This window comes from Arthrobacter sp. 10L424 (assembly GCF_056395325.1).
In genome coordinates this window covers 33,777-47,333 of the sequence record NZ_JBFTJH010000011.1, presented here as the reverse complement: position 1 = coordinate 47,333, position 13,557 = coordinate 33,777, and the positions used below count along the sequence as shown (strand labels likewise).

At 68.3% G+C, this 13,557-nt stretch carries 19 protein-coding genes and 1 riboswitch; of the genes, 9 read left to right on the top strand and 10 right to left on the bottom strand.

Annotated features, from left to right (window positions below; all coding sequences use genetic code 11):
• Window positions 1–2 precede the first annotated feature (2 nt).
• From AC1DC5_RS16650 to AC1DC5_RS16630, 5 genes are all read right to left on the bottom strand, one after another.
• Window positions 3–1,013 (bottom strand): aldo/keto reductase, encoded by a 1,011-nt coding sequence (locus AC1DC5_RS16650; protein WP_476865877.1) that lies wholly within the window; start codon window positions 1,011–1,013, stop codon window positions 3–5.
• Window positions 1,014–1,230: 217 nt separating this feature from the next.
• Entirely contained in the window at window positions 1,231–1,605 is a 375-nt protein-coding gene (locus AC1DC5_RS16645; protein WP_476865876.1) for a DMT family transporter, read from the bottom strand.
• A 2-nt stretch (window positions 1,606–1,607) separates the two neighbouring features.
• Entirely contained in the window at window positions 1,608–1,931 is a 324-nt protein-coding gene (locus tag AC1DC5_RS16640) for a DMT family transporter (RefSeq protein ID WP_441406143.1), read from the bottom strand.
• A 9-nt stretch (window positions 1,932–1,940) separates the two neighbouring features.
• Window positions 1,941–2,006: riboswitch (guanidine-III (ykkC-III) riboswitch) on the bottom strand.
• 185 nt (window positions 2,007–2,191) lie between these two features.
• Window positions 2,192–2,902 carry a cache domain-containing protein gene (locus AC1DC5_RS16635; protein ID WP_476865875.1) on the bottom strand — a complete coding sequence of 237 codons (711 nt, stop codon included), beginning with the start codon at window positions 2,900–2,902 and terminating at the stop codon, window positions 2,192–2,194.
• Between the two features lie 26 nt (window positions 2,903–2,928).
• Window positions 2,929–3,669, bottom strand: a complete 741-nt coding sequence (locus AC1DC5_RS16630; protein WP_476865874.1) for a FadR/GntR family transcriptional regulator — start codon at window positions 3,667–3,669, stop codon at window positions 2,929–2,931.
• Window positions 3,670–3,891: 222 nt separating this feature from the next.
• On the opposite strand from AC1DC5_RS16630, the gene AC1DC5_RS16625 reads away from it, so the two are divergent.
• The 4 genes from AC1DC5_RS16625 to AC1DC5_RS16610 are packed head-to-tail and all read left to right on the top strand — an operon-like array spanning window position 3,892 to window position 8,011.
• Window positions 3,892–4,965, top strand: a complete 1,074-nt coding sequence (locus tag AC1DC5_RS16625; protein WP_441406140.1) for an ABC transporter ATP-binding protein — start codon at window positions 3,892–3,894, stop codon at window positions 4,963–4,965.
• 59 nt (window positions 4,966–5,024) lie between these two features.
• Window positions 5,025–6,212, top strand: a complete 1,188-nt coding sequence (locus tag AC1DC5_RS16620; RefSeq protein ID WP_476865873.1) for an ABC transporter substrate-binding protein — start codon at window positions 5,025–5,027, stop codon at window positions 6,210–6,212.
• Between the two features lies 1 nt (window position 6,213).
• Window positions 6,214–7,143: an ABC transporter permease gene (locus AC1DC5_RS16615; protein ID WP_476865872.1), complete on the top strand. Its 930-nt coding sequence runs from the start codon at window positions 6,214–6,216 to the stop codon at window positions 7,141–7,143.
• A 40-nt stretch (window positions 7,144–7,183) separates the two neighbouring features.
• Window positions 7,184–8,011, top strand: coding sequence for an ABC transporter permease (locus AC1DC5_RS16610; RefSeq protein ID WP_441406137.1), 828 nt, complete (start codon window positions 7,184–7,186; stop codon window positions 8,009–8,011).
• Here AC1DC5_RS16610 and AC1DC5_RS16605 read toward each other — a convergent pair.
• Window positions 8,008–8,679, bottom strand: coding sequence for a HutD/Ves family protein (locus AC1DC5_RS16605; protein ID WP_476865871.1), 672 nt, complete (start codon window positions 8,677–8,679; stop codon window positions 8,008–8,010). The two genes, AC1DC5_RS16610 and AC1DC5_RS16605, sit on opposite strands and share 4 nt — an antisense overlap.
• Before the next feature lie 210 nt (window positions 8,680–8,889).
• Between AC1DC5_RS16605 and AC1DC5_RS16600 the strand changes: the two genes are divergently transcribed.
• The 3 genes from AC1DC5_RS16600 (at window position 8,890) to AC1DC5_RS16590 (ending at window position 11,240) form a co-directional block, all read left to right on the top strand.
• Window positions 8,890–9,492: a phosphoribosylanthranilate isomerase gene (locus tag AC1DC5_RS16600; RefSeq protein WP_476865870.1), complete on the top strand. Its 603-nt coding sequence runs from the start codon at window positions 8,890–8,892 to the stop codon at window positions 9,490–9,492.
• Window positions 9,493–9,537: 45 nt separating this feature from the next.
• The gene (locus AC1DC5_RS16595; protein ID WP_476865869.1) at window positions 9,538–10,575 is read left to right on the top strand and encodes an LLM class flavin-dependent oxidoreductase; all 1,038 of its coding nucleotides are present in this window, start codon (window positions 9,538–9,540) and stop codon (window positions 10,573–10,575) included.
• A gap of 119 nt (window positions 10,576–10,694) precedes the next feature.
• Complete coding sequence (locus AC1DC5_RS16590) at window positions 10,695–11,240, top strand: YceI family protein (RefSeq protein WP_476865868.1); 546 nt, start codon at window positions 10,695–10,697, stop codon at window positions 11,238–11,240.
• 17 nt (window positions 11,241–11,257) lie between these two features.
• On the opposite strand, the gene AC1DC5_RS16585 is transcribed toward AC1DC5_RS16590, so the two are convergent.
• Window positions 11,258–11,653 (bottom strand): hypothetical protein, encoded by a 396-nt coding sequence (locus AC1DC5_RS16585; protein ID WP_476865867.1) that lies wholly within the window; start codon window positions 11,651–11,653, stop codon window positions 11,258–11,260.
• Window positions 11,654–11,675: 22 nt separating this feature from the next.
• Complete coding sequence (locus AC1DC5_RS16580) at window positions 11,676–11,834, bottom strand: hypothetical protein (protein ID WP_476865866.1); 159 nt, start codon at window positions 11,832–11,834, stop codon at window positions 11,676–11,678.
• A gap of 132 nt (window positions 11,835–11,966) precedes the next feature.
• Here AC1DC5_RS16580 and AC1DC5_RS16575 point away from each other — a divergent pair, with 132 nt between their 5' ends.
• Window positions 11,967–12,380, top strand: coding sequence for a YccF domain-containing protein (locus tag AC1DC5_RS16575; RefSeq protein WP_476865865.1), 414 nt, complete (start codon window positions 11,967–11,969; stop codon window positions 12,378–12,380).
• Between the two features lie 22 nt (window positions 12,381–12,402).
• Window positions 12,403–12,915 carry an SRPBCC family protein gene (locus tag AC1DC5_RS16570; protein WP_476865864.1) on the top strand — a complete coding sequence of 171 codons (513 nt, stop codon included), beginning with the start codon at window positions 12,403–12,405 and terminating at the stop codon, window positions 12,913–12,915.
• Between the two features lie 80 nt (window positions 12,916–12,995).
• On the opposite strand, the gene AC1DC5_RS16565 is transcribed toward AC1DC5_RS16570, so the two are convergent.
• On the bottom strand, window positions 12,996–13,394 hold the full coding sequence (locus tag AC1DC5_RS16565; RefSeq protein WP_476865863.1) for a VOC family protein: 399 nt from the start codon (window positions 13,392–13,394) through the stop codon (window positions 12,996–12,998).
• Window positions 13,391–13,543: a ribbon-helix-helix protein, CopG family gene (locus AC1DC5_RS16560; protein WP_476865862.1), complete on the bottom strand. Its 153-nt coding sequence runs from the start codon at window positions 13,541–13,543 to the stop codon at window positions 13,391–13,393. The genes AC1DC5_RS16565 and AC1DC5_RS16560 overlap by 4 nt, the downstream gene beginning before the upstream one ends.
• Between the last annotated feature and the right edge of the window lie 14 nt (window positions 13,544–13,557).

The following is a 13,557-nucleotide window of genomic DNA, read 5'->3' as shown; positions in this document are numbered from 1 at the left end:
CGCTATTCGCGGCCCTGCGACACCCAGTTCGGGTCAGCGGAGCGGGAGCCGACGACGGCGTCCGCAGCGGCGTCGAGCTTCTCCAGTTGCGCCGGGGTGAAGTCGAGCGTCAAAGCACCCAGGTTCTCGTCGATCCGGACCGCCTTGCGCGTGCCGGGGATGGGGACCACGGGCAATCCCAGGCTCCGGCCCTGCACGAGCAGCCAGGCCAGAGCCACCTGGGCAGGAGTTGCAGCCTGCCCGGAAGCGGCAAGTTCAGCCGCGACTGCCTGCACGGCGGCGACCACCCCCTGGTTGGCGTCCAGCGCCGCTTCGGCGAAACGCGGGATGTTGCGGCGGAAGTCGTTGCTGCCCAGCGACGCCGCGTCCACGGTGCCGGTGAGGAATCCCCGGCCCAGCGGCGAATAGGGCACAAAACCCACCCCGAGTTCGGCCGCCGCGGGAACAACGCTGCGTTCCACATCGCGGCTCCAGATGGACCATTCGCTCTGGACCGCGGCGATCGGGTGGACTCTGCTGGCTTCACGCAGCTCCTCGGCCGTCACTTCAGACAGGCCAAGGTGCCGCACCTTGCCGGCCTGCACCAGCCCCGCCATGGCCTCCACGGTTTCCACTATCGGAACGCGGAGGTCACGGCGGTGCATGTAGTAAAGGTCGATGGTGTCGGTGCCCAGCCGCCGCAGGCTTCGGTCCACGGCCTGCCGCACGTAGGCGGCGTCGCCCCGGATGTCGGAGTAGCCGGTGGCCGGCGTGCCCACCAGCCCGAACTTGGTGGCCAGCTGCACCTCACTGCGGCGCTCCTTAAGGAGTTTGGCGATCAGCTCCTCGTTGCTGCCGCCGCCGTAGATGTCCGCCGTGTCGATGAAGCTGGCGCCGGCGTCCACCGCGTGATGCAGGGTCCGCAGCGCCTCGGCCGGATCCACGTCCCCGTACACCGGGGTCAGGGCCATGCCGCCGAACCCCAGGGGGCTGACCATCAGGCCGTCGCCGAGCCGGACTGTCGCTGCCGTCATAGTTGCTCTCCATTCGCGCTTTGGGTAGTTCGGTCCCTGCCAAGAACCTCGGGGTGCGCGCGGCTATTCCGGCCCTGACGGTGGAATCTCCCCACCTTTGAATGTTGTGCGGCCGGTACGACGGCGGGCCGCGGGGGACACGCCGTCGTACTGCCTCAAAGGTGGGGAGATTCCGCGGGGAATGGAGCTGATGTGCCTCCGACGCCGGTTCCGTTGCCTATTTTGCGGCCGGCAGCAGCTTCAGGCCCGCCGCGCAGCCCACAATCCCGGCGATGAACAGCAATTTGAGCGGGCTGGCCGGTTCGACGCCGGTCGCCATCGCCCAGCCGACCGTCAGCGCCGCGCCGATCCCCACCCAGACGGCGTAGGCCGTGCCGAGCGGAATGCTTTTCACGGCCAGACCCAGCCCGGCCATGCTCAGGGTCGCGGTCAGCGCGAACACGAGGGTGGGCAGCGGGCGGGTGAAGCCGTCCGAGAGGCCCAGGGCCGTGGCCCAGACCGCCTCCAGTACGGCGGAGGCGAGCAGAATGAGCCAGGCCAGTGTGGTGGCCGGGGCTTTGGTTGCCGATATCGGTGTGCGGTTCGCGGCCATCGTTACGCCACCAGCTTCAGGCCGGCCACGCAGGCGACGATCCCGCCGAGCAGCAGGATTCGCCCCGCCGTCGCGGGCTCAACTTTGCTGACCATGGCGTAGGCGGAGGTCAGCACGACGCCGACGCCCACCCAGACGGCGTAGGCGGTTCCGGTCGGAATGGACTGCATCGCGACGGCGAGCCCGCCGGTGCTGGCGAGCACTGAGACGAGGAAGACGGCGGCCGGTGCGATCCGGCGGCGGCCCGTGGCCTGCGCTGTCCGGTGCAGGGCTGCGGCCCAGACGGCTTCCAACGAGCCCGAAAGAATAAGAATTAACCACGACATGACTGCTCCTGTGGCCAGTCTTGTCGCGTGCCGGGTACTGATCCGTCGTCCGGAGGCCCAAAGAAGGGGCCTTCATTCCAGCTTAGCAACGCCCCTGCGCAGAGGCGAACCCACCGGCCCGGGGATCGACGCCGTAACCACAATCGAGTGCTCCGTATGTGCCCTCATGACCCGTCAAAAGGGCAGTTGGGCCCACGCCGGCAGGGTTCCCTGGCCGAGCTTGCGAGGCGAGGGGGCCGGTTGGGAGCAGCCGATGCGGGTCAGAGCGCGGTGGCGCCGGTCCAGATCCGGAACTTCCGGCCCACGGGATAGACGCTGCAGACGTCCTCGGCCGCGGCGAGGTCACCGGCGGCGATGTCCGGGGCCGCCGAGACGATGGCGCGGCCGTCAGAGTTCACCAGCGTGGCCCGGTCCCCGATCCGGCGCAGGCCGGGCATGGCGCCGCGTTCCAGCCGCTGCACGGTCACGTCCATGCCCACAATGCCCACCACCGGACCGTCCGGGCGGCAAAACACCGGGTGCGTGAAGGTCAGGACGTATTCGTCCGTGCACAGGAAATCGACGTAGGGCCCGGTCACATGGGCTTGGCCGGTTTCCACGGGGATGCGGAACCACTCGGACTTGACGTACCGGCTGATGGAGTTCGGACTGAAATTGGCGAGGGCGTCCACAGGTTCCAGCTCCTCGCCCTGCCACCAGGCGATGTAGCTGCGTTCCGGCCCCAACAGCCCGGCGTTGGCGAGGAATCCGGCGCCGGCAGCGTAGCCGTCGGGAGTCCGGACCAGTTCCTCGACCACCGGCCGGATGAGCTTGTCCACGGCGGTGCCGGTGACCTTGCCGGAGAGGGCCGCCAGTGCTGTTCCCGTCTCCGCGGCCCACGCCGCGAGCCGGCCCTCGACGCCGGTGATGACGGCGTCGAGTTCCGCGGCGGGCAGGGTGCTTGTGTCGGGAGAGGCGGTGGTTTCAGGCATCGCGATCCTTGGCTCGAGGGAACTGGTCAGTAGCGTTTGGACTGTTCGTTCAGCAGCCAGTCCGTGGTGGCGGTGACCAGGGACTTTATGGCTGCTTCCGCGGCTGCCGGCTGGTGGGATTCGACGGCGGCCGCGGCCTCCTCGAGGAGGCCGGCTGTCGTCGCACGGTAGCCGGAGTCGGCGCAGGGCAGCAGCGTGAGGGTGCCCAGGTCTGCCTGCAGGCGGATCAGCTCCCGGGCCAGCCGGGCCGAGCGGGCGATGGCGGCCACTTCGAGCAGGAACTCGGAGAGGGCCAGCCGCCAGTGCAGCGGATCCTCCTCCGCGGCGGGGATGAAGGAACGCAGTATTGCCATGTCCGCGGCGTCGGAGCGCCGGGCCGCGACGCCGGCGCAGGCGGCGGCAATGGCCTGGTAGTGCAGTCCCAGGTCGCTGATCTGGAGCCGGGTGAGTTCGTGCAGCTGCTCCAGGGCGCGCTCCCGGGAGGGTAGGACGTCGTCCGCGATGAAGCTTCCGCCGTTGCGGCCCCGGGACGTGCGGATGATGCCCGAGGTCCGGAGCTGCGAGAGCGCCTCACGGGCCGTCACCGCGGAAACGCCCAGGGCGGCGGCGAGCTCCGTCTCATTGGGCAGCCGCTGGCCGCTGGTGAGCAGCCCGGTTTCCACTGCCTGTTCGATCCGGCCGCATACCTCGTCCACCAGGCCCCGGGACTTGATGGGCGTGAACACGGCCGCCAGGCTCCGGGAGGCGCCCTGCGGTGTCAGCAGCATCCGGGCCTCCCTGGCAGTTTTTGGCGTGGCGGTTCCAGCCTCTGGAACGGACGCTGGGGGCTCCCCGCGCCCGGTTGAAGCCATCCTAATGCGGGCTTTTCCGGGGGTCTATACACAAAAACTATGGAGTAATAGTATTTGGCCCAACAGCCCGTTGTGGCCTGAATCACACCCCGCTGTGTCGCATCTGGAACGATCCGGCAACGGAGTTAGGCGCACCCTATGACCGAAACGCTCGCCGCCGGCCGGCAGACGGGAACGGACGCGGTACCGGCGATCCGCCTGCGGAAACTCACCAAAGTCTTCGGCGACACCGTCGCCGTCAATGCCGTGGACCTGGACATCCGCCAGGGCGAGTTCTTCTCGATGCTCGGGCCGTCAGGATCCGGCAAGACCACGGTCCTGCGCCTGATCGCAGGCTTCGAGCTGCCCACCTCCGGAAGTATCGAACTCGAGGGCAAGGACGTCACCGGAATGGCGCCCTTCGAACGGAACCTCAACACCGTCTTTCAGGACTACGCCCTGTTCCCGCACATGTCCCTGATCGACAACGTCGCCTACGGCCTGCGCGTGCGCGGCATGCCCAGGAAGGAGCGCCACGAGCGGGCTCGCGACGCCCTGGAACGGGTGCAGCTGGGGAAGTTCGTCGGACGCAAGCCCGCCCAGCTCTCCGGCGGCCAGCGCCAGCGCGTGGCCCTGGCACGGGCGCTGGTGGTGCAGCCCAAGGTCCTGCTGCTGGACGAGCCGCTCGGCGCCCTGGACCTGAAGCTCCGGCAGCAGATGCAGGTGGAACTCAAAGAGCTGCAGCGCTCGCTGGGCATCACCTTCATCTTCGTCACCCATGACCAGGAGGAGGCCCTGACCATGAGTGACCGGATCGGCGTCTTCAACAACGGGAGCCTGGAACAGATCGGCACGGCGCACGAGATCTACGAGCGCCCCGGCGGCGCGTTCGTGGCCAACTTCGTCGGCACGTCCAACATCTTCGACGCCGGCCTCGCCCAGAAACTCTACGGCCGCGCGGAGCAGGTCTGCATCCGGCCGGAGCGGCTGCGCCTGTCCTGGGCGGCGGCCCCGGAACCGCGCGACGGTGTCACGTCCCTCCCCGGAACCGTCGCCTCCCTCGTCTACGTGGGGCATGCCACCCAGGTGCGGGTGCAGCTCGACGACGGTCCCGCCGTCGTTGTGCTGGAGCCGGAGACGCTACAAGGCGGCGACGCCGAACTGCTGGACCGGCGCGTCACGGTGAGCTGGGACGACGACGACGCCGTCTGGCTGCCGCCCGCCGGCTCCTGAAACGTACGTCCGCGCCCCGAGCCTGAATCTGATTCACCCCACAACGAAAGGTAAGGATCATGGCATCAAGGAACAGGGCCTCCCTCGTGGTTGGGGTGGCCGCGGCGGCAGCCCTCGTCTTGGCGGGCTGCGGCACCACCGGCGGGGGATCTGCCACCCAGTCCGCGCAGCCGGTCAAGACCGAAATCGGCCCGGGCGAGGGGCAGCTCTCCATCCTCGGCTGGCCGGGCTACGCCGAGGACGGCAGCAACGACCCCGCCGTCGACTGGGTGACCCCTTTCGAGAAAGAGACCGGCTGCAAGGTGAACTTCAAGCCCTTCGGCACCTCGGACGAGGCCGTGACCCTGATGCGGACCGGCCAGTACGACGTCGTCTCGGCCTCCGGCGATGCCTCCCTGCGGCTGATTGCCGGCAACAACGTGGAGCCCGTCAACATGAGCCTGCTGAAGAACTACGCCGACGTGTACCCGTTCCTGAAGGACAAGGCCTGGAACACTGTGGACGGCAAGAATTACGGGATGCCGCACGGCTGGGGCGCCAACCTGCTGATGTACTCCGTGGATGCCGTCACCCCGGCGCCCACGTCCTGGAGGGCCGTGTTCGACGACGCCGCCAAGCACAGCGGCAAGGTCACCGCGTACGACTCGCCGATCTACATCGCCGACGCCGCCGTGTACCTGATGGCGCACAAGCCGGAGCTCGGCATCAAGAACCCCTACGCGCTGGACAAGGACCAGCTCGCGGCCTCTGTTGCCCTGCTGAAGGAGCAGCGCCAGCACATCGGCGAGTACTGGAGCGACGTCGTCAAAGAGGTCCAGGCCTTCGCCAGCGGCAGCACGGTGGTCGGCACCACATGGCAGGTGGGCGCGAACATCGCCGGTGCGAACGGGACCAACGTGAAGACCCTCCTCCCCGAAGAGGGCGCCACGGGCTGGTCGGACACATGGATGATCAGTTCGGTATCCAAGCACCAGAACTGCGCCTACCTGTGGCTCGACTACATCGCCAGCCCCAAGGCGAATGCGGCTGTCGCGGAGTTCTTCGGTGAATCGCCGGCCAACCCCAAGGCCTGCGATCTGACCGTCGACAAGACGCACTGCGAGACCTATCATTCCGGCGACGAGGCCTACGCGAAGCAGATCTGGTACTGGACCACCCCGGTGGCGAAGTGCCTGGACGGCCGCACGGACGTCCAGTGCACGGATTACGCGGAGTGGACGAAGGCGTGGACGGAGATCAAGGGCTGACATGACGGTCCAGACGCAGCACCCGGTCCCCGGGGCCCCGCCGGCAGCTGCCGCCGTGCCCCGGCCCAAGGCCCACAAGTTCTCGGCGTTACTCCACCGCTCGCCGAAGCTTCGGCTGGCGGGGCTGGTTACGGCCCCCGCCGGCTGGCTGGTGCTCGTCTACATCGCCGCCCTGGCGGCGCTGCTGATCACCGCGTTCTGGACTGTGGACACCTTCACCGGCAAGGTGTCCACAGAATGGACCACGGAAAATATCGTGACGGTCCTGACCGATCCGGTCTACCAGCGAATCACCCTGCGGACGCTGTGGATCGCCATTGCCGTGACGCTGATCGACCTGGTCCTTGCCCTGCCCATGGCGTTCTTCATCGCCAAGGTGGCCAGCCCGCGCTGGCAGAAGCTGCTGGTGGTGGCCGTGCTGATGCCGCTGTGGGCCAGCTACCTCGTCAAGGCCTACGCCTGGCGGAATGTGCTGGCCGACGGCGGGCTGCTGGAGTGGCTGGGTGCGCCGATCGGGCTGCAATCGCCGGGGTACGGCGAAAGCGCCGTGATCCTGACGCTGGCCTACATCTGGCTGCCGTTCATGATCCTGCCGATCTACGCCGGGTTCGACCGGGTTCCCGAATCGCTGCTGGAGGCCTCCGGGGACCTGGGCGCGAAGCCGCTGACCACGATGCGGCTGGTCATGTTCCCGCTGCTGGTCCCCTCCATCATTGCCGGGACGATCTTCACGTTCTCGCTCTCGCTGGGGGACTACATCACCGCCCAGATCGTCGGCGGCACCACCCAGATGCTCGGCACCGTGGTCTACGCGAACGTCGGGGCCGCGAACAACCTGCCGTTCGCCGCGGCCGTCTCGCTGGTGCCGATCGCGATCATCACGCTGTACCTCTTCATCGTCCGGCGCTCCGGCGCCCTCAACAGCCTGTGACAATGGCGGCGGTTAGCCCGGACCAGGCGGCAGGAGCACCATGAGACTTTCCCGAAGCGCCAAAGTCGTCCTCGGCGTCGTCACCGCGCTGGTGTTCCTCTTCATTTACGTCCCGCTGCTGCTGGTGGTGGTGAACTCCTTCAACGCGGACCGGACGTTCGGCTGGCCGCCGCAGGGGTTCACCCTGGAATGGTGGGGGCGGGCCCTCGATTCCACCGGCGTCCGCGAGGCCCTGGTCACCTCGCTGTGGGTGGCGGCGGTCTCGACGCTCATTTCGCTGGTGTTGGGGACGCTCCTGGCGCTCGCGTTGCTGCGTTATCAATTCTTCGGCCGGGACGTCATCAGCCTGCTCGTGATCCTGCCGATCGCGCTGCCCGGCATCGTGACCGGCATCGCTTTGAACAACATGTTCACCACCATCCTGGGTGTCTCGCTGAGCATGTGGACCGTGGTGATCGCGCACGCCACCTTCTGCATGGTGACGGTGTTCAACAACGTCATCGCGCGGCTTCGCCGGATGCAGGGCGGACTGGAGGAGGCGTCCGCCGATCTGGGCGCCGGCGTGTTCACCACGTTCCGGCTGGTCACGTTCCCGCAGCTCCGCTCCGCCCTGCTGGCCGGCGGGCTGCTGGCCTTCGCGCTGAGCTTCGACGAGATCATCGTGACCACCTTCACGATCGGCGCCGGGGACACGACCCTGCCGATCTGGATCCTGCAGAACCTCTTCCGGCCCAACCAGGCGCCGGTGGTCAACGTCGTGGCCGTCGTCCTGATCGTCGTCTCGATTGTGCCGATCTGGCTCGCGCAACGCCTGTCCCAGGACTCGGTGGGCATCGGCGGCACGCGCGTGAAGGCTACGGAGGGTTAATCGCCGACGCGGTCGATCGACACGACCGCGAGGAAGCCCCGGCCCAGGATCTCCGGCGTGGCGGTATCGGAACCGACGACGGCGTCATAGCGGGCGAGCGTCGCCGGTTCAGCCGCAGCGGTTCCGCCCGCGCCGGCGGGGCTGCCGGCCGGTTCGACGTCGGCCTGGCCGGTTCCGGCCGCGCCGGGGGTGACCGAAGCCTGGCCCTGCAGCAGGATTCCCAGCTGGCCCTCGAACACGGGATGCGCCCGCTTCTTGGAGAGTTCGATGATGGAGGTGTAACCCTTGAACACGCCGTTGCGGGTGATGACGTTCAGGTCCCGGATGTCGCCCGTGGGCAGTGCCCCGGACGCGGCGGCGTCGCCGGAGAACCGGAACGGGCGGTACTTCTCGAGCGGGTGCTCGGCGCCGTCAACGATGAGCAGCAGGAGCTCGCCCTCCACGACGGTGAGGACGCGGTCCATCCCGGGGAACGCCGAGAAGTCGCCCGCCTTGGACACGTCGGCAATGCTCACCCGCCAGTCCCAGCCGTTGGCGGAACCCGTGCTGCCTGGCCCTGCACCGTCGGGGGAAGGTGTCGACGCCGAATGGCTGGCCAGTTCGCGCGTCACGCCGCCGCCGTTGCGCCAGGGGTGGGCTTTCAGCTCGGCAAAGCGGATGATCTCCATCCCTCCACCCTATCCGCCGGCCGGGAACCGGCGCCGAGGTGATACTTCGCGCCCATGTTCTGGAAGCACATGGGCGCCAAATGTCACCCCGGGGGCGGGTGCGGCGTCGTCATCCCGGGGCCCGTCATCTGGGCACCCGGCGCGCCGGCCTGCCGAAGTCCTTGCTACCGTCGGAGGCAGAAGCAAAAGTAACACCGAAGAAGGAGCCGGATGTTCGTCAAGGTATGCGGGCTCAGCAACCCCGAGTCGGTCCGCACCGCCGTGGACGCCGGGGCGGACGCCGTCGGCTTCGTCCTGACCCGCAGCCCCCGCGAAGTCACGCCGGCGCAGGCACGGGAACTCCTGGCCCACGTCCCGGCCGGGCTCCCCGCCGTCGGCGTCTTCCGGCACGAAGCCGCGGCGGACGCCGTCGTCCGTGCCCGGAAGGCGGGGCTCGAGTGGGTCCAGCTCCACGGCGACCGCACCCCGGACGACGTGCGCACCGTGCACGACGCCGGGCTCAGACTCATCCGGGCCGTCACCATGTCCGCCGCACCGGACGCGTTCGCCGACTGGGGCGAGGACTTGCTCCTTGTCGACGCCGCGGTGCCCGGCTCCGGTGAGGCCTGGGACTACTCCTCGGTCCGCGCCAAAGGGCTGGACGGGCGGAACTGGCTGCTGGCCGGCGGGCTGGATCCCGCCAACGTCGCCGATGCGGCCTCGCAGGCAGGCGCCTGGGGTGTGGACGTCTCCTCCGGCGTCGAGTCCTCCCGCGGGGTGAAGGACCCGGCCAAGATCAGGGACTTCGTGGCCGCCGCCAAGTCCCAGTCCTGAACCCGCGGCAGGAATGCCGCCGGGCCCTCCCGTGTTGCCCCTGACATGAAGCGCATCGGATTCCTGTCCTTCGGCCATTGGGGACCCGGCGAGGGTTCCCGCACCCGGACCGCCCGCGACGCCCTGCTGCAGGGCATCGAACTGGCCGTCGCCGCCGAGGAACTGGGCGTGGACGGCGCGTTTTTCCGGGTACACCACTTCGCCCGGCAACAGGCCTCCCCGTTCCCGCTGCTGGCCGCCGTCGCCGCCCGGACCAGCCGGATCGAGATGGGAACCGGCGTGCTCGACATGCGCTACGAGAACCCGCTGTACATGGCCGAGGAGGCCGCCGCGACGGACCTGATCAGCGGCGGGCGGCTGCAGCTGGGAATCAGCCGGGGTTCACCCGAACCCGCCCGCGACGGCGCCGCCGCCTTCGGCCACGTGCCGACCGACGGCGAGACCGCGGCGGACATGGCCAGGAGGCACACCGCGGTGTTCCGCCGCGCGATCTCGGGCGCCGGGATGGCAGAGGCCGAGCCGCGCTACGCGGGCGGCGGGTCCGGCCTGCTGCCCGTCCAGCCGCATTCCGCGGGTCTCGGGGAGCGGATCTGGTGGGGCGCCGGCTCGCGGGCCACCGCCGTCTGGACCGCGGAACAGGGCATGAACCTGATGAGCTCCACGCTGCTTACCGAGGACACCGGCGTGCCGTTCGACCAGCTGCAGGCCGAGCAGATCGGCATGTTCCGCCAGACCTGGGCCGACGCCGGCCATCAACACGAGCCGCGCGTATCGGTGAGCCGCAGCGTCCTGCCGATCGTCGACGACGAGGACCGGCGCTACTTCGGCCTCAGCGCCCTCCGGGAGAAGCGCGACCAGGTCGGGGTGATCGACGGCCTGGTGGCCCGCTTCGGCCGGAGCTACGTCGGCGAGCCGGATGCCATCGCCGAGGAACTGGCCGCCGACGCCGCCGTGCGGGACGCCGACACCCTGCTGCTCACTGTCCCCAACCAGCTCGGCGTGGACTTCAACGCCAAGCTGCTGGGCACCGTGGTCCGGCACATCGCGCCCGCGATCGGCTGGGCGCCGAAGCGCCGGGTGTAGCGCCGCCGGGGACCACGAAGGGCTAGCCGGGCCGCGGCGCCGTGGCTAGCATGGCTCCTTGGGGGAGTACCCCAATGACCCGGCGGGCCCGGCCCGCCAACCGCGCGAAGGAGACCGTTGTGACTCTGCCCGAAGGTTTGACCCCCGGCGTCTGGACGCTGGACATGTCCCACAGCGAAGTCGGCTTCAGCGTCCGGCACGCAGGCATCAGCAAGGTCCGCGGCCGCTTCAATGAGGCGACTGCCGAGGCCAGGGTGCGGGACTCCCTGGCGGATGCCAGCCTGCATGCCAGCATCAAAACCGCCAGCTTTGACTCCGGCGATGCCAACCGCGACGCCCACGTCCGCGGCGAAGACTTCTTCGACGTCGAGAAGTATCCGGAGATGACCTTCCGCGCCACGGCGATCCGGGGCGACGGCGAGGACTACGTGCTGACCGGCGACCTGACCATCCGCGACGTCACCAAGCCGGTGGAGCTGGAGGTCGAGTTCACCGGCGTCGCCGTCGACCCGTTCGGCGCCACCCGTGCGGGGTTCAGTGCTGAGACGGAGATCAGCCGCAAGGCCTTCGGCCTGACGTGGAACGCTGCCCTCGAAGCCGGCGGGCTGCTGGTCAGCGACAAGGTGAAGATCAATGTCGACGCCGCACTGGTAAAGCAGGCCTAGCCAGGGAAGACCGGCGTCTAGAAGAGCAGCAGGACGAAGCCGCCCACCGTCGAAACGATGCCCACCCCGGTGAGGATCCAGCCCAGGGTCCAGGCGGCGTTGTCCTGCTTGGGCGGGGTGAGCCCCCAGCGGGACGGGTGGCACACATCGTAAAAGAGGTCGACGTCGGACCCGACCACCAGATCATGCGACTCTGCCGCCGGCAGCAGGGAGTGGTGGTCGGCGTCGTGGTGGTCCGTCCAGCTGTAACCCGTGAATCCGCCGGCGCTGATCACCTTGCCCGTCGTCCCGGTCCACTCGCAATGCCGCCGCCGGATAATCCAGCCCCACACCAGCAGCGGCAGGCCCAGGACGAATCCCACCCACGTCATGACTTCGAGAATGGGCCCGAGCAGGTCCCCGATGTTGGTCATCTGCGTATCCCTGCCTGCGGCGTCAGCGGGAGATACGTGAGCGGCGCAGGAAGAACATTACGCCGGCGCCCACCAGGACCAGGAGGCCCACGTAGAGCAGGAACTGCACGGCCTTCACAACCAACCCGACCACCAGCAGGACGAGGGCAACGATCAGGGCGAACTTCAGGAGTGCAGGCATGCTCCAAGTATTGTGCCCTTTCGTGTGTTCGCAAAGCTTCCCGCCCGCGGCCCGCGTCACGCGGGGCAATTCAGGAATTATTCAGGGTGAACCCCTAGGCCGGACGGGCCTCCGGCAGGGGACAATGGAGCCATGAAGACACTGCTCAACATCATCTGGCTGCTCTTTGGCGGGCTCTGGCTGGCGCTCGGATATTTCGCGGCCGGGATCATCTGCTGCCTGCTGGTCGTCACCATCCCGTGGGGGCTCGCGTCGTTCCGCATCGCCAACTATGCACTCTGGCCCTTCGGGCGCACCGTGGTGGACCGCCCGGGCGGCACCGGGCTATTCTCCCTGCTCGGGAATGTCATCTGGCTGCTCGTCGCCGGCATCTGGATCGCGATCGCCCACGTGGTGACCGCCTTCGCCATGGCCATCACCATCATCGGCATCCCGCTGGCCATCGCCAACCTCAAGCTCATTCCGGTCTCGCTCATGCCGCTGGGCAAACAGATCGTCCCGACTGACAGGCCTTTCGTGACGGCCTACAGCAAGTCATACCGCTAGTCCGCTTCAGAGGAGGACCGCAATGTCCGAGCATGCCAGCGCCACTCCGGCGCCGTCGGGCCAGGGTGTTGTCCACGCCGCGGCCGAGGACCTCATGCTGGTCATTACCCGGGAGTTCCAAGCCCCCGTTCCCCGGGTGTGGTCGGCATTGACCGACCCGGAGCAGGCACCGGAGTGGTGGGGGCCGCGGGGCTTCCACACTCCGCGCGAGAGCATCGAGGCGGACCCGGAGGTCGGCGGACTTTACCGGGCCTGCATGGTCCACGACAGCACGGGAGAAGAACTCTGGTGGGGCGGCGTCCACACGGACATCGAGCCGCCCAACCTCCTGGTTTTCACCCATGCCTGGGACAAGCCGGACGGAACCCGCGGCTTTGAGACCGAGGTGACGTTCCAGCTGGACGAGGTCGACGGCGGCACCCGGATGACGTTTCTCCAGGGCCCTTTCGAAACGATCGAAAGCCGCGACGCCCACGGCGTTGGCTGGCGTGAATCCTTTGACCGCCTCGCCGAACACCTCCGCCGCAGTCCCTGAGAATCCGTGCAACGCGGGTCACCCAGCGTCCGTCCCGACGGGGTTGATGGGCGCCACGTAACCCCGCGTTGTGGACCCGGCTACGCTTTCAGGGCCGCGGATTCACGGGTCTCGTAGCTGATGTTCTGCAGCTCCTCGTCCGCCTCATTGACCTGGAGGACATACCCGTCGGGGTCCGCGACGGTGAAGAAGCGGCCGAAGGTTTCATCGATAATGGCGGACGGCGCGAAGCCGGCCGTGGCCAGGCGCCCGGCAAGGGGCTCCAGCTTCTCGTCGCTGGTGAACTGCAGCGACACCGCGCCGGCGTCGAGGTGGGTTCCGGGGCTGGCGGCGATGTGGAGCCCCAGCCCGCCGCCGTCGCCGCGCAGTTCGGCCCAGGTGCCGCTGGTGGCCGCAGTTTGCTCCGTGAGGCCGAGCAGGGCGTAGAAGCGGTTGGACGTCTCGATATCCCGCACGTAGCGGATCGGCGTGATTCTCATTTTTCCGGGCCTTCCTTGCTGTTGAGGACTTGCGTCAGTGCTTGTTCCACATAGGTCGACAGGGACATGCCCTCTTCGATGGCGGCATGTTTGACCCGCTTCACCAGCGGCGCCGGCAGGTACACGTTGAACTGCGTTTTCTCGACCATGGCTAGAATGCTAG